Origin of the sequence: Paramagnetospirillum caucaseum, from assembly GCF_000342045.1 — a bacterium.
GTDB lineage: Bacteria > Pseudomonadota > Alphaproteobacteria > Rhodospirillales > Magnetospirillaceae > Phaeospirillum > Phaeospirillum caucaseum.
Genome location: NZ_AONQ01000007.1, coordinates 52,911 through 74,957 on the forward strand (window position 1 = coordinate 52,911; position 22,047 = coordinate 74,957).

The 22,047-nt window shown below is 68.8% G+C and carries 16 protein-coding genes, 1 tRNA gene and 1 riboswitch; of the genes, 9 read left to right on the plus strand and 8 right to left on the minus strand.

Features of this window, described 5'->3' with window-relative positions; genetic code table 11:
- The 3 genes from H261_RS04135 to H261_RS04145 form a co-directional block, all read right to left on the minus strand.
- Positions 1 to 3,042, minus strand: a complete 3,042-nt coding sequence (locus H261_RS04135) for an efflux RND transporter permease subunit (protein WP_008614671.1) — start codon at positions 3,040 to 3,042, stop codon at positions 1 to 3.
- Positions 3,043 to 3,128: 86 nt separating this feature from the next.
- Positions 3,129 to 6,200 (minus strand): multidrug efflux RND transporter permease subunit, encoded by a 3,072-nt coding sequence (locus H261_RS04140; protein ID WP_008614673.1) that lies wholly within the window; start codon positions 6,198 to 6,200, stop codon positions 3,129 to 3,131.
- Between the two features lie 130 nt (positions 6,201 to 6,330).
- Complete coding sequence (locus H261_RS04145; RefSeq protein ID WP_008614675.1) at positions 6,331 to 7,530, minus strand: efflux RND transporter periplasmic adaptor subunit; 1,200 nt, start codon at positions 7,528 to 7,530, stop codon at positions 6,331 to 6,333.
- Positions 7,531 to 7,733: 203 nt separating this feature from the next.
- Between H261_RS04145 and H261_RS04150 the strand changes: the two genes are divergently transcribed.
- Positions 7,734 to 8,864 carry an FIST signal transduction protein gene (locus H261_RS04150; RefSeq protein ID WP_008614677.1) on the plus strand — a complete coding sequence of 377 codons (1,131 nt, stop codon included), beginning with the start codon at positions 7,734 to 7,736 and terminating at the stop codon, positions 8,862 to 8,864.
- On the plus strand, positions 8,865 to 11,804 hold the full coding sequence (locus H261_RS04155) for a response regulator (RefSeq protein ID WP_152426696.1): 2,940 nt from the start codon (positions 8,865 to 8,867) through the stop codon (positions 11,802 to 11,804).
- A gap of 3 nt (positions 11,805 to 11,807) precedes the next feature.
- On the opposite strand, the gene H261_RS04160 is transcribed toward H261_RS04155, so the two are convergent.
- Together H261_RS04160 and H261_RS04165 are read right to left on the minus strand one after the other, a co-directional pair.
- Complete coding sequence (locus H261_RS04160) at positions 11,808 to 12,578, minus strand: alpha/beta fold hydrolase (RefSeq protein ID WP_008614681.1); 771 nt, start codon at positions 12,576 to 12,578, stop codon at positions 11,808 to 11,810.
- A 10-nt stretch (positions 12,579 to 12,588) separates the two neighbouring features.
- Complete coding sequence (locus H261_RS04165) at positions 12,589 to 12,933, minus strand: hypothetical protein (protein WP_008614682.1); 345 nt, start codon at positions 12,931 to 12,933, stop codon at positions 12,589 to 12,591.
- Positions 12,934 to 13,248: 315 nt separating this feature from the next.
- Between H261_RS04165 and H261_RS04170 the strand changes: the two genes are divergently transcribed.
- Complete coding sequence (locus H261_RS04170; protein ID WP_008614684.1) at positions 13,249 to 13,434, plus strand: hypothetical protein; 186 nt, start codon at positions 13,249 to 13,251, stop codon at positions 13,432 to 13,434.
- A 30-nt stretch (positions 13,435 to 13,464) separates the two neighbouring features.
- Here H261_RS04170 and H261_RS04175 read toward each other — a convergent pair.
- The 3 genes from H261_RS04175 to H261_RS04185 all read right to left on the minus strand — a co-directional run bounded on the left by H261_RS04175 (position 13,465) and on the right by H261_RS04185 (position 15,381).
- Positions 13,465 to 13,541: transfer RNA gene (locus H261_RS04175), tRNA-Arg, on the minus strand.
- Between the two features lie 21 nt (positions 13,542 to 13,562).
- Positions 13,563 to 13,871: an ETC complex I subunit gene (locus H261_RS04180; protein WP_008614686.1), complete on the minus strand. Its 309-nt coding sequence runs from the start codon at positions 13,869 to 13,871 to the stop codon at positions 13,563 to 13,565.
- A gap of 52 nt (positions 13,872 to 13,923) precedes the next feature.
- Complete coding sequence (locus H261_RS04185) at positions 13,924 to 15,381, minus strand: carbohydrate porin (protein ID WP_235062862.1); 1,458 nt, start codon at positions 15,379 to 15,381, stop codon at positions 13,924 to 13,926.
- Between the two features lie 67 nt (positions 15,382 to 15,448).
- A riboswitch (cobalamin riboswitch) is annotated at positions 15,449 to 15,700 on the minus strand.
- Between the two features lie 176 nt (positions 15,701 to 15,876).
- On the opposite strand from H261_RS04185, the gene H261_RS04190 reads away from it, so the two are divergent.
- The 6 genes from H261_RS04190 (at position 15,877) to H261_RS04215 (ending at position 22,020) form a co-directional block, all read left to right on the plus strand.
- Positions 15,877 to 17,622, plus strand: coding sequence for a helix-turn-helix domain-containing protein (locus H261_RS04190; RefSeq protein WP_235062863.1), 1,746 nt, complete (start codon positions 15,877 to 15,879; stop codon positions 17,620 to 17,622).
- Positions 17,623 to 17,921: 299 nt separating this feature from the next.
- A complete protein-coding gene (locus H261_RS04195; RefSeq protein WP_008614692.1) occupies positions 17,922 to 18,665 on the plus strand; it encodes a response regulator transcription factor in 744 nt (247 codons plus the stop codon).
- A gap of 3 nt (positions 18,666 to 18,668) precedes the next feature.
- Entirely contained in the window at positions 18,669 to 20,060 is a 1,392-nt protein-coding gene (locus H261_RS04200) for an ATP-binding response regulator (RefSeq protein ID WP_008614694.1), read from the plus strand.
- Between the two features lie 5 nt (positions 20,061 to 20,065).
- Positions 20,066 to 20,620: a SiaB family protein kinase gene (locus tag H261_RS04205; RefSeq protein WP_008614697.1), complete on the plus strand. Its 555-nt coding sequence runs from the start codon at positions 20,066 to 20,068 to the stop codon at positions 20,618 to 20,620.
- 7 nt (positions 20,621 to 20,627) lie between these two features.
- Complete coding sequence (locus H261_RS04210) at positions 20,628 to 21,011, plus strand: DUF1987 domain-containing protein (RefSeq protein ID WP_008614712.1); 384 nt, start codon at positions 20,628 to 20,630, stop codon at positions 21,009 to 21,011.
- Positions 21,004 to 22,020 (plus strand): sensor histidine kinase, encoded by a 1,017-nt coding sequence (locus H261_RS04215; RefSeq protein ID WP_008614718.1) that lies wholly within the window; start codon positions 21,004 to 21,006, stop codon positions 22,018 to 22,020. Before H261_RS04210 ends, H261_RS04215 begins: the two co-directional genes overlap by 8 nt.
- Positions 22,021 to 22,047 lie beyond the last annotated feature (27 nt).

Below are 22,047 nucleotides of genomic sequence, written 5' to 3' on the forward strand. Positions count from 1 at the left end.
TCATGCCGCCGCCCGCCGGCTCTTGCGCCATGCCTTGAGCCGGGCCAGCCAGAGATAGACCACCGGCGTGGTGTAAAGGGTCAGCAGCTGCGACAGCAGCAGCCCGCCGACGATGGCGATGCCCAGCGGCCGGCGCAGCGCCCCGCCCGGCCCCGAGGCCAGGGCCAGCGGCACAGCGCCCAGCAGGGCGGTCAGCGTGGTCATGGTGATGGGCCGGAAGCGGGTGCGGCAGGCCTCGACGATGGCGTCCAGCGGCGTGGCGCCCTGGCGCTCGGCCTCGATGGCGAAGTCCACCATCAGGATGCCGTTCTTCTTGACGATGCCCATCAGCAGGAACACGCCGATGACGCTGATCAGGGTCAGCTCGGTATTGGTGCCCATCAGGGCCAGCAGCGCCCCGATGCCCGCCGACGGCAGGGTCGAGATGATGGTGATGGGGTGGAGCAGGCTTTCGTACAGCACGCCCAGCACGATGTAGATGGCCAGCAGGGCGGCGAGGACCAGCACCGGCTGGTCCTTGAGCGAGGCGGCGAACACCTTGGCGTTGCCGGCGAATTCCCAGCGCACCGACGGCGGCAGGCCGATGCCGCGCGCAGCCGCCTGCAGCTTCTCGGCCGCCTCGCCCAGCGGCACGCCGGGGGCGAGGTTGAAGGTCAGGGTGGCCGCCGGGAACTGGCCCTGGTGGGCCACCGAGACCGGCGCAGTGGCCGGCTCGAAGCGGGCCAGGGCGTCCAGCGGCACCTGACGGCCGTCCTTGGACTTGATCCACAGCAGGTGCAGCGACGCCGGGTCCTCCTGAAAGCGCGGCTCCACCTCGAGCACCACCTTGTACTGGTTGCGCTGGGTGTAGATGGTCGAGACCTGCCGCTGGGCGAAGGCGTTCTGCAGCACCTGGTCCACCTCGGTCATGGACACGCCCAGCCGGGCGGCGGCGTCGCGGTCCACCACCACCTGCATCTGGGGAATGGCGGCGTCCTGGTCCGAGGAGACGTCGGCCAGGCCGGGCTCGGCCTTGAGCCGTTCCACCAGCCTGGGCGTCCATTCGCGCAATTCCTCCAGCGATTCGCTCCACAGCACGAACTGGAACTGCGCCTTGCCCATGCGCCCGCCGATGCGGATGTCCTGGCCGGCCATCAGGAACACCGAGACGCCTTCCACCTGGGCCAGCTTCGGCCTGAGGCGGTTGATGACGTCCTGGGCGGATTCCTTGCGCTCGCCCAGGGGCTTCAGGTTGATGAACATGCGGCCCGTGTGCCCGGCCCCGCCCGGCCCGCCGCTGCCGACGAACGAGCCCAGCCCCTCCACCGCCGGGTCGGCGAGGACCACTTCGGCCGCCTTCTGCTGACGCTCGGCGATGGTGCGGAACGAGATGTCGACGCGGCCCTCGACGCTGGCGAACACCAGCCCGGTATCCTGAGGCGGAAAGAAGCCCTTGGCCACCTGGCCGTAGAGGAACACGGTCAGCCCCACCGTGCCCAGGGTCACCCCCAGCATCAGGCGGCGATGGACCAGCGCCCAGCCCAGCGTGCGCTCGTAAAACCGCTCCATCCAGACCATGGCCGCCTCCCCCGCCCTGGCCGGGCCGGACAGCGGGCGCGGCTTGGGCCGCAGGGCCATCAGGTGGCCGAACAGGGTGGGCGTCACGGTCAGCGACACCACCGCCGAGATGATGATCGCCACCGACAGGGTCACGGCGAACTCGCGGAACAGGCGGCCCAGGATGCCGCCCATGAACAGCAGGGGGATGAACACCGCCACCAGCGACAGGGTGATGGAGACGACGGTGAAGACGATCTCCTTCGAGCCCTTGATGGCCGCCTCCAGCGGCCCCTCGCCCTTCTCCATGTGGCGCGAGATGTTCTCGATCATCACGATGGCGTCGTCGACCACGAAGCCCACCGAGATGGTCACCGCCATCAGCGAGATGTTGTTCAGGCTGTAGCCCACCAGCCACATGAAGGCGAAGGTGCCGGCCAGGGACAGCGGCACCGTCACCGAGGCGGCGAGCGTCGGGGTCATCCGTCCCAGGGTCAGGTAGACCACCATCACCACCAGCCCGATGGAGATGGCCAGGGTGGTCTCCACGTCCTGCAGGTTGCCGCGGATGTTGACGGTGCGGTCGGAAACCACCGAGACCTTGGTGCCGGCCGGCATCCAGCGCCGCAACTGGGGCAGGATCTCCTTGATCAGCTCCACCGTCTCGACCACGTTGGCGCCCGGCTGCTTGCTGATGATCACCAGCACCGCCTTGTCGCGGTTGAACCACCCCCCCAGGCGGGTGTTCTCCACCGAATCCACCACCGAGGCCACCGCCGACAGCCGCACGATGGCGCCGTCCGCCGACTTGATGATCAGCGGGGCATAGCCGGCGGCGGTGAACAGCTGGTCGTTGGCGCTGATGCTCATGGATTCCGAGGCGCCGTCCAGGCTGCCCTTGGGGCTGTTGATGTTGGCCTGCGCCAGGGCGTTGCGCACGTCCTCGAGCCCCACCCCCATGGCCGCCAGCCGGTCGGGATTGACCCGGACCCGCACGGCGGGCTTCTCGGCACCCGACAGCGTCACCTGCGCCACCCCGTTCACCTGGGAGATGCGGCTGGCCAGGATGGCGTCGGCGGCGTCGAACACCTTGGCCGGCGGCAGCGAATCCGAGGTCACCGCCAGGATCAGGATCGGCGATTCCGCCGGGTTGATCTTGCGGTAGGTGGGCGGCTGGGGCAGGTCGACGGCCAGTTCCGAGGCGGCGGCGTTGATGGCCGCCTGCACGTCGTGGGCGGCGCCGTTGATGGAACGGTCCAGGTCGAACTGCACGGTGATGGAGGTGGAGCCCTGGCTGCTGGTCGAGGTCATCTCGGCCACGCCGGGAATCTCGCCCAGGCGGCGCTCCAGCGGCGCCGCCACCGTGGCGGCCATGGTGGCGGGGTCGGCGCCGGGCAGCTTGGCCGACACGGCGATGGTGGGAAAATCCACCTTGGGCAGCGGCGCCACCGGCAGCCGGCCGAAGGCCACCATGCCGGTGAGGAACAGCCCCACCGCCAGCAGCATGGTCGCCACCGGGCGACGGATGAAGATGGCGGAGAAGCCGCCGCCCTCCCCTTTTCGGGGCGCGGGCGGGACGCCCGCGCTCCCAGTCACGGCGATTGCTCCGCCGGCTTGGGCGCGAAACGCCGCTTCAGCCGCTCGAAGGCCAGATAGATCACCGGCGTGGTGTAGAGCGTGATCAGTTGGCTGAGCACCAGCCCGCCGACGATGGAGATACCCAGCGGACGCCGCAGCTCGCCGCCGGTGCCGCTGTCGATGGCCAGCGGAATGGCCCCCAGCAGCGCCGCCATGGTGGTCATCATGATCGGCCGGAAGCGCAGCAGGCTGGCGCTCACGATGGCCTCCCTGGGGCTCTTGCCCTCATGCCGCTCGGCCTCGATGGCGAAGTCGATCATCATGATGGCGTTCTTCTTGACGATGCCCATCAGCAGCACGATGCCGATCAGGCCCACCAGCGACAGATCGTGGCCGGTGACCAGCAGCGCCAGCAGCGCCCCGATGCCCGCCGACGGCAAGGTGGACATGATGGTCACCGGATGGATGGTGCTCTCGTACAGCACCCCCAGCACGATGTAGATCACCACCATGGCCGCCAGGATCAGCCAGGGTTGGCTGTCGAGCGCGCGGCGGAACTCGGCGGCGTCGCCGGAATAGTCGCCGGTGATGGTCTCGGGCAGGCCCATCTCCTGCTGGATGGCGTCGATGGCGGCGGTGGCCTCGCCCAGCGACGCGCCGGGGGCGGTGTTGAAGCTGATGGTCACCGCCGGGAACTGGCCCTGGTGGGTGATGACCAGCGGCACGCGCGACCGGGTCACCGAGGCCACCGACGACAGCGGCACCAGGGCGCCGGTGGCGGACCGCACGTAGAGCGCCCCCAGCGCCTCCGGCCCGGACTGGTACTCGGGCGTCACCTCCAGCACCACCTTGTACTGGTTGACCTGGGAATAGATGGTGGAGATCTGCCGCTGGCCGAAGGCGTCGTACAAGGTGTCGTCGATGGCCTGCAGCGGCACCCCCAGCCGGGCCGCCTTGTCGCGGTCGATGCGGATGTCGGCCTGCAGGCCGCCTTCCTGGGAATCGGTGGCCACGTCGCGCAGCAGGGGCGAGGCGCGCAGCCGCTCCACCACCAGCGGCACCCAATGGGCCAGCTCGGCGGCGTCGATGTCGGTCAGGGTGTACTGGTACTGGGTGCGGCTGGTGCGGTGGCTGATCTGGATGTCCTGGGCGGGGCGGAAGTGCACCTGCATGCCGGCCACCGGCGCCACCAATTCGCCCAGCCGGGCGATCACCTGCCCGGCCGAGGCGGAACGCTGCTTCTTCGGCTTCAGCACGATGGTCATCTGGCCGGTATTGGCGGTGGGATTGATGGGGCCCGCCCCGATGAACGAAGCCACGGCGGTGACGTCCGGGTCGGCGCGCACCGCCTCGGACACCCGGCGCTGCATGTCCATCATGGTGCTGAACGACACGTCGGCCCGCGCGTCGGTGGTGGCGACGATCAGCCCGGTGTCCTGGGTGGGCAGGAAGCCCTTGGGCATCCACACATACAGCGCCACGGTCAGCACCAGGGTGGCAAAGGCCACCCACAGGGTGGCCGCCTGGCGGCCCAGCACCCAGTCCAGCGAGCGGGCGTAAAGGTCACGCAGCACCTCGAAGAAGCGCCCCGACCGGGCCTCCTCGTGCCCGCCCTTCAGCAGATGGGCGCACATCATGGGGGTCAGCGTCAGCGACACTACCGCCGACACCACCACCGCCACGGCGAGCGTCAGGGCGAATTCGCGGAACAGCCGCCCGACGATGCCGGTCATGAACAGCAGGGGAATGAATACGGCGACCAGCGACACGGTCAGCGACACGATGGTGAAGCCGATCTCCTTCGACCCCGCCAGGGCGGCCTCCAGGGGCTTCATGCCCTTCTCGATGTAGCGGACGATGTTCTCGATCATCACGATGGCGTCGTCGACCACGAAGCCGGCCGAGATGGTGAGAGCCATCAGCGACAGATTGTCCAGGCTGAACCCGGCCAGGGCCATCACCCCGAAGGTGCCGACCAGCGACAGCGGCAGGGCGACGGCGGGAATCAGGGTGGCGCGAGCCGAGCGCAGGAAGGCCCAGATCACCCCGATCACCAGGCCGATGGTCAGCACCAGGGTAAATTCCACGTCGGCCACCGAGGCGCGGATGGTCTCGGTGCGGTCGGCCAGCACCGAGACCTTGACGCCGGTGGGCACGGCGCGGGTCAGTTCCGGCAGCCGGGCCTTGAGGCGGTCGACGGTGGCGACGATGTTGGCGCCCGGCTGGCGCTGGATGTTGAGGATCACCGCCGGCTTGCCGTCGAACCAGCCGGCGACGCGGGAATTCTCGACGCCTTCCACCACGTCGCCCAGATCGGCGACGCGCACCGGCGCGCCGTTCTTCCACGCCACCACCTGGGCGGGATAGGCCTGGGGATCGGAAATCTGGTCGTTGGCGCCGATGGACAGCGCCTGCGACACCCCGTCGAAGCTGCCCTTGGGCATGTCGACGTTGGCCTTGGCGAGCGCCGTGCGCACGTCCTCCAGCGACAGGCCGTAGGCGGCGAGGCGGGCCGGGTCCATGCGCACCCGCACCGCCGGACGCTGGCCGCCCTCGATCAGCACGCGGCCCACGCCGCCGATCTGGCTGAGCTTCTGGGCCAGCAGGGTGTCGGCCACGTCGTTCAAGCGGGTAATGGGGAGGCTGTCGGAGGTCAGCGCCAGGGTCATGATCGGCGGATCGGCCGGATTGACCTTGGAATAGACCGGGGGATAGGGCAGGCCGGTGGGCAGCACGCCCCTGGCCGCGTCGATGGCCGCCTGCACCTCCTCCGACGCCACGTCGATGCTCTTGGCGAGGTCGAATTGCAGCGTCAGCGCGCTGGTGCCCTGGGACGAGGTCGAGGTCATCACGGCAAGGCCGGGGATCAGCCCGAACTGGCGCTCCAAGGGCGTGGTGATCAGGGTGGCGATGGTCTCGGCGCTGGCGCCGGGCAACTGGGTGGTCACCTGGATGGTGGGAAAATCCACCTGGGGCAGGGCCGAGACCGGCAGCATGCGGAAGCCCAGGATACCGGCCAGCACCACCGCGAAGGCCAGCAGCCAGGTGGCGACGGGACGACGGATGAAGGGCGCCGAGACGTTCATGACCGCCGAACCTCAACAAACGTTGTCATTCCGAGCGCATGCGAGGACTCTCCGCCTGGGCCGGCGGTACCGGTTCTGACGTGCCGGGCCAGGATGACGGGCTCATTCTCCCTGGAACGTATCCCGGAGGTCATTGCGTCTTGCCCGCGCGGCCCTTCCCCTCGCCTCGGTCCTTACCCTGGCCCTCGCCGGTGCTGACGCGCGTGCCGGGCTGCAGCTTGGCGGTGCCTTCCACCACCACGGTGTCGCCGTCCTGCAGCCCCTCGTCCAGCAGGGCCTGGCCGGCCTCGACGGCGGCGACCTTGACGGCGCGCATCTCCACCGTGTGGTCGGGCTTGACCGCGAAGACGTAGGACCCTTGCGGCCCGCGCTGCACCGCCTGGGCCGGCACCACCAGCCCGTCCCGGCGCACCGCCAGCAGCAGGCGGACGTTGACGAAGCCGCCCGGCCACAGCCGGCGTTCGGCATTGGGCATCACCGCCTTCAGCTTGATGGTGCCGGTGGTCTGGTCGATCTGGTTGTCCACCAGTTCCAACTCGCCGCTATCGGCCAGGGCGCGGGTCTCGGGCTGGAATGCCGAGACCTGCAGCCGGCCGTCCTGGCGCAGCCGCTCGTTGACGGCGGCCAGGGATTGCTGCGGCAGGGTGAAGACCACCGAAATGGGCTGCACCTGGGTCAAAGTCACCAGGCCGGTGGCGTCCGAGGCCCGCACGATGTTGCCGCGGTCCACCAGCCGCATGCCGGTGCGCCCGTCGATGGGCGCCGCGATGACCGTGTAGGACAGCATGGTCTTGGCATTGGACACCGCCGCCTCGTCGGCGCGCACCGTGGCCTCCAGCTGGCGCACCAGGGCGCGCTGGGTATCGACGCTCTGGCCCGAGACGCGGTCGCCCAGGCCGACATAGCGGGCGAGGTCGCGCCGCGCCGCCTCCAGTTGGGCGGCATCCTTGTCCCGCGTGGCCAGGGCCTGCTCGTACTGGGCCCGGTAGGTGCGCGGGTCGATCTGGGCCAGCACGTCGCCGGCGCGGACATCCTGTCCTTCCTTGAACAGCACCTCGACCAGTTCGCCGTCGACGCGCGAGCGCACCGTCACGGTGTTGTAGGCCTGCACCGTGCCGATGGCGTCGAGATGGATGGGCATGTCGCGCCGCGCCACCTGGACCACCGTCACCGCCACCGGCCGGGCATCGGAGCCGCCGGGCCGGCCGCCGTTCTTGACCGGCTGGGCCGCCGGCCACAGGACCACCGCCAGGCCCGCCGCCACGGCCAGACCGCCGGCGATCATCGCCCGCCGGCGCCAGATGGGATTGTTCAGGTCAAAGGAAGGCAAGGCCCGCTCCCAGGAATTCCGTCGGCGAGGATTATGACCGCAGCGGCCCGGCCTGTCAGTAACAGAGGGTAACGCAAGCCACTCGCCGCCGGGACGGGGAGGAACGCGCGGCGCTGTCCGTCGGTTAATAACAAAGTTATAATCCAGCAATATCCTTCCACTATGATGTGAGACAAAATCATACCACCGGGGAGCAGTCATCCATGTGGATCGAGCAGAGGATATGGACGGCCCGCGACGGCTGGAGCGTCAGCGGCAGCCGGGATGGCGCGGCATCGCTGGTCCTGTACTTCGCCGCCCCCGGCAGCCGGCCGGCAGAAACCATCCTGACCGATTTGCGGCAGGCCTATGGCGATGCGCCGATCCTCGGCTGCACCACCGGCGGCGAGATCCTCGGCCCCGAGGTGATCGACGATTCCGTGGTGGTGTCGGCCCTGGGCTTCGCCCGGGCCTCGGTACGGGTGACGGCCCACGACCTTTCCGACATGTCGCAATCCAGGGATATCGGCGCCGCCCTGGCCCAGGCGCTGGCCGGCCCGGAGCTGCGCGCCGTCTTCATCCTGTCCGACGGCACCAGGGTCAACGGCGATTCCCTGGTGGCCGGCTGCCTGGGCGCCGTCGCCTCCGACGTGGTGGTGACCGGCGGCCTGGCCGGCGACGGCCCCCGCTTCCAGTCCACGGCGGTGGGCTGCGACGACGCCATGCGGCCGGGGCGGGTGGCGGCGGTAGGCTTCTATGGCGAGTCGCTGTCCATCGGCCACGGCAGCTTCGGCGGCTGGGACGAATTCGGCCCGCCCCGGACCATCACCCGCTCGGCGGGCAACGTGCTTTACGAACTGGACGGCGAGCCGGCGCTCGACCTCTACAAGCGCTATCTGGGCGACGAGGCCCAGGGCCTGCCGGGCAGCGCCCTGCTGTTCCCCCTGTCCATCCGCCCGATGAAGGGCGACGCCGGCGGCGAGGTGGTCCGCACCATCGTCGGCATCGACGAGGAGAGCAAGTCGATGATCTTCGCCGGCGACATGCCCACCGGCCATCTGGCACGGCTGATGCGCGGCAATTTCGACAATCTGGTGGACGGCGCCGGCCGTGCCGCCGAGGCCGCCGCCGTGGTGGCTGCCCCCTGCCTGGCCCTGCTGGTCAGCTGCATCGGCCGCAAGCTGCTGATGGGCCAGCGCATCGCCGAGGAGGTGGAGATCGTCGCCGACGTGCTGGGCCGGACCGCCAGCCTGATGGGCTTCTACTCCTATGGAGAGATTTCGCCGCACGGCTTCACCAGCAAGTGCGAGCTGCACAACCAGACCATGACCATCACCACCATCTCCGAGCGCTGATTGTCCCCGCCTCCGCCTCTTCACCGCCTGTTGCAGCGCCAGTTGGCCCGCGCCTCGCGAGGCGCGGGCGATGGCGCGCCCGATTACGAGATGCTGCTGCGCCTGGTCAGTGATTCCTACGAGGAGAACGACCGGGAGCGGCGCCTGTCGGACCGCTCGGCCCGGCTGATGGAGGAGGAACTGCGCGCCGCCAACCGGGAATCGCGCCGCCAGGCCGAAGCCCTTCTGCAGGCCATCCTGGACACGGTGGGCGAAGGCATCGTCATCGCCGGCCAGGACGGCGTCATCGTCAGCGTCAATCCCGCCCTGCTGCGCACCTTCGGCCACGAGCGCCACCAGTTGCTCGGACAGGACATCGCCACCCTGATTCCCCTGGCCGGGCTCAAGGCGGAACCGGCCAGCGGCATGGAGCGCATCTTCGCCCTGGGCCGAGAGAGCATGGCCCGCCGCCGGACCGGCGAGGCCTTCCCCGTCGAACTGGCGGTGGGCGACCTCACCCCCACCGGGGCGCCCCAGTTCGTGGCCATCATCCGCGACATCTCGGAAAGGAAGCGCATCGAGCGCGAGATGGCGGAAAGCCAGGAGCGCTTCCGCGACTTCGCCCAGTCCACCTCCGACTGGTTCTGGGAGATGGGTCCCGAGCTGCGCTTCACGTCCTTCTCCGGCCAGTTCACCGAGCACACCCAGGCGTTGCCCAGCCACTTCGTCGGCCATACCCGCGACGAGATGATCGCCGACGACACCCCCATGGAGGCGAGGCGGCAGAATCTGGCCGACATGGAGGCGCGGCGGCCGTTCCGCGACTTCGTCTACCGTACCAGGAACATGAGCGGGCCGGGCCGTTTCCTCCGGGTCAACGGCAAGCCGGTGTTCGGGCCGGCGGGGGAGTTTCTCGGCTATCGCGGTACCGCCTCCGACATCACCGAGGAAATCGAGGCCGAGGCGCGGCTCAAGGCCACCCAGGCCGAGATGGAGCGCCGGCTGCGCGACGCCAAGGAGGCCGCCGAGGCCGGCAACCGCATCAAGTCCGAATTCCTGGCCACCATGAGCCACGAGATCCGCACCCCCATGAACGGGGTGATCGGCATGACCGGCCTGCTGCTCGATACCCGGCTGTCCGAGGAACAGCGCCACTTCGCTGAAACCATCCGCGATTCCGGCGAATCCCTGCTGACCGTCATCAACGACATCCTGGACTTCTCCAAGATGGAGGCGGGCAAGCTGGATCTTGACTACACCGAGTTCGAACTGGTGCCGCTGGTGGAAAGCGTGGTCGACATCCTGGCGCCCCGCGCCCATGCCAAGGGCATCGAGATCGCCAGCCTGATCGACCCCCGCCTGCGCATGCTGGTGCGCAGCGACCCCGGCCGCCTGCGCCAGGTGCTGATGAACCTGGGCGGCAATGCCGTCAAGTTCACGGAAAAGGGCGGCGTCTCCATCGAGGCCACGCTGCTGGAGCCGCGGGGCGAGGCCCAGATGGCCCGCTTCGACGTGCGCGACAGCGGCATCGGCATCGCGCCCGAGGCCCAGCACCGGCTGTTCTCCATGTTCTCCCAAGTGGATGCCTCCACCGCCCGGCGCTATGGCGGCACCGGCCTGGGGCTGGCCATTTCCAAGAAGCTGGCCGAACTGATGGGCGGCGAGGTGGGGATGGAGAGCGCGCCGGGCCAGGGTTCGCGCTTCTGGATCACCCTGCCGCTGGACCTGTTGGCGCCCCAGTCGCTGGCGCCGCCCGATTTGCGCAACCGCCGTGTCCTGGTGGTGGACGACAACCCGGTCAACCGCGACATCATCGAGCGCCAGCTGCGGGCCTTCGGCGTGCGGGTCCAGGCCTGCGCCGAGGCCGGCGCCGGCATGGAGGAACTGACCCGCGCCGCCGTTTCCGGCGAGCCGTGGGAGGTGGCGGTCATCGATTCCCAGATGCCCATGGTCACCGGCCCCGAGATGGTGCGGATGATCCGGGCCATTCCCATGCTGAGCGGCACCCGGATCATCGTCACCTCGTCCCAGGGACTGGCCGCCGAGCCGAACCAGGACAAGGCCGCCATCGACGGCTTCCTGCACAAGCCGCTGCGCCAGTCGACCCTGCTCGACACCATCGGCCGGGTCCTGGGCCTGTCGGACAGGCCGGCCCACTCCGCCGGCCATGAACAGGAGGAGACGGGCGCCCCCGAATCCGCCGGCAGGCGGCTGCGCATCCTGGTGGCCGAGGACAACCCGGTCAACCAGCAGGTGGCGCTGGGCCTGCTGCGCAAGCTGGGCCATTCCGTGGACGTGGTGGGCGACGGCGCCGAAGCGCTGGAGGCGGTGCGCCTGCTGCCCTACGACCTGGTGCTGATGGACGTGCAGATGCCCGGGATGGACGGACTGGAGGCCACCAGGGCCATCCGGGCGCTGGCGACGCCCGCCGCCCGCATTCCTATCGTCGCCATGACCGCCAACGCCATGCGCGGCGACGACCAGATTTGCTTCGATTCCGGCATGAACGGCTATATCTCCAAGCCCATCGACCGCCGCAAGCTGGCCGAGGCGCTGGCCCCCTATTGCGGCGCGCCCGAGGCCAAACCGGCCGCCGCACCGCCGCAGCCATTGCCGGCCACCCAGGCGGTGGAACTGGAGGTGCTGGACGCCCTGGCCGCCGACATCGAGGCCGACACGGTGGTGGAGATCCTGGTCAAGTTCATGGAGGATGCCCGCGCCCGCTGCGCCGCCGCCGGGGCGGCGGCCGGCGACCTAGACAAGGTGCGGCGCGAGGCCCACACCATCAAGGGCGCCGCCGCCAGCCTGGGCCTGCCGGCCATCCGCGATTGCTGCCTGGCGCTGGAGCAGGCCGCCCGCGCCGGCGAAGGGGCCGAACCCCTGCTGGCCGACCTGCACCGGCGCATCGAGTCCCTGCCCGGCCAGCTGGCCGCCACGCCCTATGCCCTGCCAGGAGGATAGGAATTACAGAAAGTCGCCGATGGCCGCCATGAAGGCCGCCGGATTGTCGGCATGGACCCAGTGGCCGGCGCCGGGAACGGTCACGGTCCGGGCCTCGGGAAACAGCCGGATGATGGCCTCCTGGTAGGCCGGCCGGACGTATTCCGAAGTCTCGCCCGCCACGAACAGGGCGGGGCCGCCATAGCGGGTGCCGTCGGGAAAGGCCGGGAACTCCATGATGTCCTGCATGTGGGCATTGAGCACCGCCAGGTTGGGCCGCCAGCGATAGCCGCCGGCACCGCCTTCCAGGTTCTGCATCAGGAAGGCGCGCACGCCCCTGTCGAGCACGGTGCGGGCCAGGGCCGCCTCGACCTCGCCGCGCGACGCGGCCTCGGCCAGCCGCGCGGCGCGCATGGCTTTGACGAAGGGGGCGAAGGTATGGTTGTAGGACACCGGCGCGATATCCACCACCACCAGCCGCTCCACAAGTTCGGGGCGGGTCAGTGCCAGGGTCATAGCCGCCTTGCCGCCCATGGAATGGCCCATCACCGCCGCCCGGCCGCCCAGGTGCTCGATGACCGCCGCCACCTCGCGGGCCATGAAGGGATAGTCCATGACCTCGCTCCACGGACTGGCGCCGTGGTTGGGCATGTCGAGCGCCAGCACCCGGCGCCGCTCGCCCAGGGTCTTGACCACCGCCCCCCAATTGCGGGCCGAACCCAGCAATCCGTGCAGGATCAGCAGCGGCACCCCGTCCGGGGCGCCGGTTCCGGCCTCGATGGCGTTGAGCTTCATGGACGGCGGGTCAGTGCTTGAACAGATGGGACCGGCCGACCAGCAGGCGGCCGATATGGCGCCCCACCACCTTCATCAGCGAGAAGGTCGGGCGGACGAACTCCACCGCCACCCAGTCGGGGCCCAGGGCACGCACCATGGCCACGCCCTTGGCCAGCGGGTTGGGGTCCTCGTAGGCCGAGCGCAACTCGAAGGTGAAGCGGTAGCCGTGGTTGAGCAGACCGGGCGGCCGCCGGAACTTCAGCCCGCCGATGGAGATGTCGACGACCTCGACCAGGATGCCGTCGAACAGCATGAACAGTCCCTCGCCCTCGTGGCGGTCATCGATGCGGCGGTCGTTGCTGGCGGACTTCACGAGCGCTTCCCCTACGGATGGACGAAGAGTCAGTCTACCAGGGCGCGCCGCCCGGCGCACCCATCCTGTTGGGCAGCCACGTTTCCTCCACCGACGCTACGGAGAATACCCTAGGGAGAAACACAGATGGCGAAAGTATGGTATTAAACCCTTGGTACATTTCAATTTTATGGAATTTGACAAACTCATACCAACACTGTGGCTTCTCCCCCGAATGCACGCACCAGACGCACTTCTGGAATCGCTACAATTCAGTCGCTTCGAATTTTCCGGGGTTTCCGGCGAAGAACCAAACGACCTGGAGTGGGGAACGCCATGACCGAACAACTCAATTCCGTCACCGTGACGTCGTCGCACACGCTGCTGAAGGCGGCTTTGGAGGATCTGGAGCGGGCCACGCCGCATTCGCGGCCGGGCGATAAGGTGTCGCTGATCGCCAATCAGTGGCAGGACACCTTCATCATGACGGCGCGCTACGGCTGGCTGCGGCTGCCGCACTGACGCGATTCGCGCGCCATCGGCCAAGGACGATGGCGCGCCCTGCTGGGCTCGAACCAGCGACCTGCCGCTTAGAAGGCGGCTGCTCTATCCAACTGAGCTAAGGGCGCCCGCCGTCGCCGGGAGACCGCCTAGAAGCGGCCGAATTCCAGCTTATCGAAGCGGAAATTATCGGAGTAGTTCTTGGGCTTCTGCTGGCGGGGGTTCTCGACGGCCACCGTGTAGTCCAGGCCCTTCTTCTTGGCGAAGGCCACGGCCTCCTCCATGGTGGCGAACTTGACGCGGACCTGCGAGGTGGTGTCGGTCGAACCCAGCCAGCCCATCAGGTTGTCGGGCTGCTTGGGAGCCGCCGGCTCGTATTCCAGGACCCAGGACTTGGCGTTGCCATTGCGGCCCGATTGCATGGCGGTCTTGGCCGGGCGATAGATGCGGACCTGCATCGAAGTCTCTCCTGCTCGTCATAAGCCCTGGTTGCGGGCGGAGCCTTGAAAATCAAGGAGTTGTCACCCCCCGTCCGGTTCCGCCCGCAAGGTATAATCGACGCCTTCGGAATCCGCAAGAACCTACAGCTTGAACACCGTCCGCAGGCCCAGCACCGTGGCGTCGGGAATGGTCTTGCCGGAGTTCTCCGGCAGGATGGTGCCCCCCCCCCGGATGGACCACGTACTGGACGTCCGGCACCACGGTCAGCCACGGCGTCACCTGGTAGCGGTAGCTCAGTTCGACGGCCGCCTCGTAATCATGGTCGGGCGCCGTGGCGGTGCCGAAGCGCCTTGCGTCGGCGTCGCGGGCGGCCAGGGCCGGGCTCATGCGGCCGAAGGCGAAGCCGAGGGCCACCACGTCGTCGTCACGGCCCTCGAACGGCCCCTTGTAGCTGAGGCCGGCATCGAAATAGAACGGCATCTGGTTGCGGTCCTCGGGCAGGGCGGTGACCCGGAAGAAGCCCGACAGGCCGAGATCATCGGTCCCCGCCTCGCGCAGCAGCATGCCGTCATAGATGCCGTAGAGCGCCCAGTTGCCACGGTGAGTCTTGGCCGAGCCGGCGGCATTGCTGCCCAGCGACACCCCGGAAATGTCCCAGCGCTGGTCGGTGGCGCGGCCGTTGTAGTACCAGCCGCCCAGCTTGACCATCTGGGGCAGGCCGGCCGCCCCCTTGCCCTGGTTGAGGCCGTACTGCATCTCGCCCATCCACATGGGCGGTTCGTCGGCATTGTAGTCGGTGCCGCTGCGGTTGCGCTTCTGGGCGTCGCCGCCGGCATTGGTGCCCGGCGCCACGTTGCCGGTAAACAGCCCGGCCTGCACCGCCAGCCGGTCGGTGGCCTGGACCTTGAGGCGGGCGCCGAGATTGGACAGCGGATAGCCGCCGCCGCCCGAGGGCAGGTTGGCGGCGAAGGACGGCGGCCAGCCGAAGGCGGAATTGATCAGGTTGGCGGCCACCGCGCTGTTGAAGAACTCCTCCTGCATGGGCAACTGGCCGAAGCGCAGCGACACCTTGTCGTCCAGCACGCTCTGCTGCAGCCACAGGGAGAACAGCCGGGTCGAGGGCGCCGCCTCGATGTCGCGCACCGGGATCAGGTTGCCGATGAAATTGGCCGACAGCTGACGGCCCTGAATGTGCAGCCCGGTGACGTGGAAGGCGCCGCCCTTCCAGCCCACCGCCTGTTCCAGGTCGGCGTCCACGTCCACCTGCAGCAGGGCGTTGCCCACGGCGCGGCGTTTGATGCCGCCCGCGGCGTTGCCCAACGCCTCGGCGGTATAGGCGGCGTTCACCTTGACGCCCCGGTCTTCCAGACCGGAGCGCAAGCCCCCCCAGTCGCCGGTCAGCGTCTCGCGCTCCCACAGGCCCTTCGGCGCCTCCGCCTTGGCCTCATCGGCCCACGAAGCGGCGGGAGCCAGACACAATCCGACAGCGACAGCCAATGCAGTGATACGACGTTCATTCTTACTCATTGGAACCACCCAAACAGAAAGCGGCGCAGATCCACCCGATCCGGAAACACCCCGCCCGGAAGAGCGCGCGCACGCGACGGTGATGGCAGGTCTCCTGGCTCGCGGGTCAAAGGAACAGGCCCCAGCCTTCCCGGTCGGACACGGCCCCCCGGTGGACGTCGGGACCGAAACCAGTGGCATTCCCAGGGGGCGGGTTCCTCTCCGCCTACAGTTGCGGGGGCAGCCGCGGGCTTGGGGATCAGACCCCGGACCGCGTTCCCTTTTCACCTTGAGCCCAGCCCGAAGGCGGGCCCAAGGAACCATCTCCCCCGAGGTGTACCTGTCCCCGGGTCCAAATGCAAGAGGAGTGTTATGTTATAACATTCGAGCGAGGGAGGAGCTTGCAAGGCGATCACGGGTTCGATTGGACCTTGCCTGATGCCTGGGTTAGAGTTCGCGCCGAATGGAGGTTGCCCAGGGATGAAACGGACGGACAGGCCCGAGGCGGATTCGCATATGCTTCCCGCCTCCGAGCCGGACAATCAGGCCACGCCGCCGCTGCCCGCCGAGGGCGGCTGGCTGACCGCCAGCGAGGCGGCGGAACGCCCCCCGCCACCCGCCGCCGCCCCCCTGCTCGATCCGCTGCGCCGAGGCCTGGGCCGGCTGGCCGCCAGTTGGCGCTATCTCGCCGACCCCGCCGAGCGCCATGCCCTGCTGCAGCACCTGCGCGGCGGCCTGTCCCAGGTGGCCGGGTCGTTCCGGCGCCCCTCCATGGCCGCCAGCATGGAGCCCGCCATGCTGCCCCCGGCCATGTCCGAACCGGACGCGGTCGCGCCCTTCGACCCGGAAGCGGCCCTGGCCCGGCTGCGCTCGGCGCTGCGCCAGTTGCCGGAAAAGGGCGAGGTGGTGGTTCCCGGCAACCTGCAATCCCTGGACCGCCTGCTGGGCGATCCGCCGCCGGCCCTGGATTTCGAGGCAGCCGATCTGCTGCACGACTGCTTTCCGCGCGGCACCCGGCATTCCGGCAACCGGGTGCTGCTGGCGGCGGCCCGCAACCTGACCCGCAATTTCGGCCGGCCCGGCCGCCTGCCAATGACCAGCGGCAAGGCCTGGACCATGCTCGATCCGGCGGTGTTCGCCGATCAGATGGCCGCCCAGCTGGCCGAGATCAGCGATTTCGTCCTGACCTGGCAGGCCCAGGAAAAGAGCTTCCTGATCCTGGAATTCGCCGAGGTGGAACTGGTCGAGTACCTGTTCGAGCACCTCCACCCCCGCCGTCACGGCGCCCTGCTGATCAAGGTGATGGACTTCAAGGTGCTGTCCACCCGCCGCGCCGGGCTGCTGCGCCGCATTCCGGCGCGGGTGCGGCGCTTCGTCCAGCACACGGCGGGCGCAGATCCCTCGGTGCCGCTAACCTATGCCCGGGATTCGGCCACCCTGCTGGAACTGATCGAGCGGCGCGTGCCGTTCCGGCCGGTGGCCGAGGCCGCCGCCGCCGCCCGCGCCGAGATCGAGAAGGTGGTCGCCCGCCTGTCGCCACCCCCCCGCCCGGGACCGGAGGGAACGGCTTCCCTGCCGCCGCCGGGCCTGCCGCCGCCGGGAGCCGCCGACAGGTCCGGCCTCGACCAGATCATGCAGGCCCTGGGGCCGTCCGCCGACCCCAAGGCGCCGCGCCCTTCCGCCATGCGCATTTCCGCCACCGCCACCCCGCCGCCGCCGGTCCAGGCGGTCTCGGCGGAGCCGCCGCCCCGCGCCGCCGCCGGCCTGCCGGTGCCGGCAGTCCCGCTCCGCAAGCGCTTCGGCAACCGCCAGAAGACCGAGGCGGTGATGCGGGTGCTGTCCGGGGAAAGCCGCGAGCAGGTGGCCGCCGCCTTCGGGGCGACGCCGGACCTGGTGGACCGCTGGCTCGATTCGTTTTGCAACGGCGGCGCCTCGGCCCTGGCCCCCAAGGCCAAGGCGGCCAGGCCGCGCCAGCCCCCCCGGCCCAAGGCGGCGGTGGAGGCCGCCTCCCTCGACGACCTCAAGGCCAAGCTGGAATCCCTGCTCCAGACGGTCGAGGTTCTCAGCACCCAGATCCTGTCCCTGCCGGCCGAAACGGAGCCGGCGGCGGCACCCGCCGCCCTGCCGCCGCCTGCCCCGCCACCACCCATCCCGGCACCACCCGTCCCGGCACCCTCCGATGTGCCGCCGCCCGGCTTCCCCGCCGAGGACCCCGACCCACCGCCCCGGCTGAAGCGCAGCCGCACGCCCCGCCGCCGCTGAGGCGCTGCTGTCTAGGATTACGATCCGAAGATCGTCCGCCCCGCCTCCCGGCAGGCCGGTTCTTTGGAATAATTCCTTTAAAAACCATATGCCTTATGGCTATGCCCATTCCAGCCCATGATGAAATATGACGGCAGCAAGGGCCGGCCAAGAGGGCGGCACGCCTGGATTGTGCATAAGCACGGCCTTGGGGCGGCCCCAAAATCGATACACCGCATCACATAGTGCAACGACTTGTTATTGTACGTAACTCGGTGTTTATGATTTTCCTGTCGAAATCATTCTGGAGGCTTGACCCCATGGCGCGGATCGCGGTGGTCGAGGACGAAGCTCCTCTTCGGGCGGATCTGGTCGAGTATCTTTCGGCGTGCGGGCACGATGTGATCGGCTGCGGCGACGGCAAGGAACTTGACCGCGCCCTGGACGAACGTCCCGTCGAAATCATCATTCTCGACATCAACCTGCCGGGCGAGGGCGGATTCTCCATCGCCGGCCGGCTGCGTTCCCATTCCGACGTGGGCATCATCATGCTGACGGCGCGCGGGCTGAACGTCGACCGGGTGGTCGGCCTGGAGGTCGGCGCCGACGTCTACATGGTCAAGCCGGTGGAACTGCGCGAGCTGGAGGCCCAGGTGCGCACCCTGGCCCGGCGCATGCGGGTCTCGCAGCCCGCCGCGCCGGCGGCGGAAGCGCGCCCGGCCCAGGAGGCGCCCGCCGCCCCCGCCGCCCCGGCGGTGCCCACCGAATGGATCTACGACCAGCTGACCTGGACCCTGATCGCCCCGGACGGCAAATCCATCAAGCTGACCGGCAACGAACGGGTGTTCGTCTCGCTGCTGGTCACCCGGCCGGGCGAGCCGGTATCGCGCGACGAGATCTTCCGGGCGCTGGGCAAGCGCGGCTGGGACCCCGCCGACCGCTCGGTGGATTCCATGGTGCGGCGCCTCAGGGCCAAGGGCGACCAGACCTTCGGCCATCCGCTGCCCATCGAATCGGTGCACAGCGTCGGCTACGCCTTCGCGGCGCCGGTCGGCCTGCGGTAGTCCATGGCGGGTCCGCGCAAACTCTCCCTCAAACCGCGCGGCGACCGTTCAGCCCCCGCCCCCTCGGCTCCGCCGTGGCCGATCCTGATCGTCGACGACGACGAGCAGGTTCTCGAGATGACCCGGGTGATCCTGCGCGACCTCAGCTACCAGGGGCGCCCGTTCAAATGCGTCGAGGCCACCTCGGCGGCCGAGGCCGCCGCCATCCTCGACCTGCAGCCGGAGATTCCGGTGGCGCTGCTGGACGTGGTGATGGAAACCCCCGATGCCGGCCTGCGTCTGGTCCGCCACATCCGCGAGGAGCAGGGCAACCACCGCATCCGCATCATCCTGCGCACCGGCCAGCCGGGCGACGCCCCCGAGCGCGACGTGGTGCTGGCCTACGACATCAACGACTACAAGAGCAAGGCGGAGCTGACCGCCCAGAAGATGTTCACCGCCCTGGTGGGCGCGCTGCGCGCCTGGAGCGACATCACCACCATCGAGCGCCTCAACGCCGAGCTGTCGGCGTTCAACGCCTCGCTGGAGCGCAAGGTGGAGGACCGCACCGCCGAACTGCGCGAGAGCAACGAGGCCCTGGCCCGCTCCAAGACCCGCGCCGAAACGGCGCTGCTGCGCGAGACCGAGGCCAAGGGCCAGTTGCGCCAGTTCCTCTCCATGGTCAGCCACGAATTCCGCACGCCCCTGGCCATCATCGATTCCTCGGCCCAGATGCTGCGCATCCGGGTGGAGAAGAGCGATCCCGGCGGAGTTGCCCGCCTGGACACCATCCGCGGCGGAGTGCAGCGTCTGCTGGGGCTGATCGACACCTGCCTGGCCGACGAGCAGTTGGACAGCGGCCGCATCGTGCTGCACGAGAAGAGCTTCGACATCGGCCCGATGATCGAGGTGACCCTGTCCCACTACCGGGTGGCGGCGCCCACCCACCGCTACCGCGCCGAATGCGCCCCCGGCCTGGCCGTGTGGGGCGATCCCGGCATGGTCGCCCTGGTGATCAACAACCTGGTGGGCAACGCGGTGAAGTACTCGCCCGCCGGTTCGGACGTGACGGTCGCCGCCGCCCGCGACGGCGGTGACGTGTCCATCGCGGTGAGTGACCAGGGCATGGGCATCCCCGCCGACGACCTGCCCAACATCTTCGAGCGCTTCCACCGCGCGGCCAATTCCAAGGGTATCCCCGGCTCTGGGATCGGCCTGCACATGGTCCGCCAGATCGTCGAGATGCATGGCGGCTCGGTGGCGGTGGAAAGCCGCCTCCGGGCGGGATCGCGCTTCACCGTGCGGCTGCGTCCGTCGCCCGGCCCGGGAGCCGAAGGCATCGACCCGGTGCAAGACGGCTTGAGCGCCCCCGCCCCCGATGATACGGTCGATGATCTTGGCGAAGGCAACAGGTAGCCGGCATGCTTGCGAAGCACTACAGATCGTTCAAGCACGACCTTGACCAGCGCGGGATCATCTTCTCGTTCTCGGGATATCTGTCCGAGGAGATTCTCTATTCCCTGGGCAACGCGCTGCGCCAGAAGATGACGCTGGAGGACGCCAACGTCACCACGGTGAAGAAGGTGTTCTCGGTCTTCGTCGAGCAGGCCCAGAACATCATCCGCTATTCCGCCGAGAAGCTGTCGGGCGACAAGGGCCCGGCCTCCATCGAGCTGTCGTCGGGCATGGTGACCATCGGCACCGAGAACGACCGCTTCTTCATCGTCTGCGCCAACGTGGTGCTGGCCTCGGACGAGCCCCGGCTGCGCGAACGGCTGGAGCGGCTGCGCTCCATGGACCGCGACGCCATCAAGGCCTACTACAAGGAACAGCTGCGCGAGGCCCCCGAGGAGCAGAGCAAGGGCGCCACCATCGGCCTGATCGAGATCGCCCGGCGGGCCAGCGAGCCCATCGAATTCGATTTCGACCCCATCGACGAGCAGAAGTTCTTCTTCTGCATGAAGGTATGTATCTGAGGTGCTTATGGACAACCTGAAGATCGCGGCGACCGAGCGTTCGCCCGCGGTGGATTTCGATTTCGCCGCCGGGCGTCTCAGCCTGAAGGGCGAATCCTATCCCGAGGACGCCTCGGCGGTGTTCGGCCCCATCTTCGCCGCCCTGGAGGCCTTCCTCGGCGCGGCGCGGGGCCGCGAGGTGACGTTCGACTTCGACCTCACCTATTTCAACAGTTCCAGCGCCAAGGCGCTGATGAACATGTTCCAGATGCTCGACCAGTCGGCGGACGCCGGCTGCCGGCTGACCGTCAACTGGTTCTATGCCGCCGACGACGACACCATGAAGGAATTCGGCGAGGATTTCTGCGAGGACCTCAGCCACGTGACCTTCAACCTGGTGAGCGTTGAGTAGCTTCAACCTCTTCGACGCCGAGGAAAAAAGCCTCGAACAGGCCGAAGACCTGCGCCGCCGCCTGGAACAGGCGCCGGGGCCGGTACGCGACGGCATCGCCTCGCTGATCGAGGCCTATAGCCGCAGCGTGCGCGAACAGCGCCGCCTGGTCCGCGTGTCGGACCGCCTGCAGGCCCAGTTGGCCTCGGTCAACCAGGAGCTGGGCAAGCGCAAGGCCGAGGCCGAGGACGCCCTGGAAAGCCTGAAGGCCGCCCAGGAATCCCTGGTCCAGGCGGAAAAGCTCGCCTCGCTCGGCGCCCTGGTGGGCGGCGTCGCCCACGAGATCAACACCCCCGTCGGCATCGCCCTGTCCTGCGCCTCGCATCTGGCCGATTCCACCGCCGCCATCGCCAAGCTGTTCGAGGCCGACGACATCTCGGTGGATGATTTCGAGCGCTTCATGGCCACGGTGAAGGACACCACCGGCCTGATCCTGTCCAATGTGGAGCGCGCCGCCGAGCTGATCCGCAGCTTCAAGCAGGTGGCGGTGGACCGCACCTCGTCGGAGCGCCGCCGCTTCGACCTCGCCGCCTATATCCGCGAGACCCTGGCCAGCCTGGGCCCCCATCTGCGCCAGGCCGGCCACGCGGTGCGCCTCGCCTGTCCCGACGGCATCGTCATGGACAGCTATCCCGGCGCCCTGTCCCAGGTACTGGGCAATTTCATCATGAACTCCCTGGTCCACGGCTTTGACCCGGGCCAACTGGGCACCCTGTCCATCACGGTGGAGCAGGAGGAGGCCGGCTCGGTGCGGCTGGTCTACGCCGACGACGGCAAGGGCGTGCCCGAGGACCATCTGGGGCGCATCTTCGATCCGTTCTTCACCACCCGGCGCGGCAGCGGCGGCTCGGGCCTGGGGCTGCACATCGTCTACAACCTGGTGACCGGCCCGCTGGGCGGCAGCGTCGCCGCCGAATCGCCCGAAGGCGGCGGAACCGTCTTCACCCTCTCGATGCCGCTCAGCCCCTAACCATTCGTCACACTCCGGTTCAATCCG

What these genes read in the sequence shown, in the direction of transcription:
- H261_RS04135 (WP_008614671.1), bottom strand. Translation starts at nt 3,042, where the DNA reads ATGCTGCTGGCGGTGGGGCTGTTCCTCACCGGCATGGTGGCCTTCGGC.
- H261_RS04140 (WP_008614673.1), bottom strand. Translation starts at nt 6,200, where the DNA reads ATGAACGTCTCGGCGCCCTTCATCCGTCGTCCCGTCGCCACCTGGCTG.
- H261_RS04150 (WP_008614677.1), top strand. Translation starts at nt 7,734, where the DNA reads ATGTGGATCGAGCAGAGGATATGGACGGCCCGCGACGGCTGGAGCGTC.
- H261_RS04160 (WP_008614681.1), bottom strand. Translation starts at nt 12,578, where the DNA reads ATGAAGCTCAACGCCATCGAGGCCGGAACCGGCGCCCCGGACGGGGTG.
- H261_RS04170 (WP_008614684.1), top strand. Translation starts at nt 13,249, where the DNA reads ATGACCGAACAACTCAATTCCGTCACCGTGACGTCGTCGCACACGCTG.
- H261_RS04180 (WP_008614686.1), bottom strand. Translation starts at nt 13,871, where the DNA reads ATGCAGGTCCGCATCTATCGCCCGGCCAAGACCGCCATGCAATCGGGC.
- H261_RS04185 (WP_235062862.1), bottom strand. Translation starts at nt 15,381, where the DNA reads ATGAGTAAGAATGAACGTCGTATCACTGCATTGGCTGTCGCTGTCGGA.
- H261_RS04190 (WP_235062863.1), top strand. Translation starts at nt 15,877, where the DNA reads ATGCTTCCCGCCTCCGAGCCGGACAATCAGGCCACGCCGCCGCTGCCC.
- H261_RS04195 (WP_008614692.1), top strand. Translation starts at nt 17,922, where the DNA reads ATGGCGCGGATCGCGGTGGTCGAGGACGAAGCTCCTCTTCGGGCGGAT.
- H261_RS04200 (WP_008614694.1), top strand. Translation starts at nt 18,669, where the DNA reads ATGGCGGGTCCGCGCAAACTCTCCCTCAAACCGCGCGGCGACCGTTCA.
- H261_RS04205 (WP_008614697.1), top strand. Translation starts at nt 20,066, where the DNA reads ATGCTTGCGAAGCACTACAGATCGTTCAAGCACGACCTTGACCAGCGC.
- H261_RS04210 (WP_008614712.1), top strand. Translation starts at nt 20,628, where the DNA reads ATGGACAACCTGAAGATCGCGGCGACCGAGCGTTCGCCCGCGGTGGAT.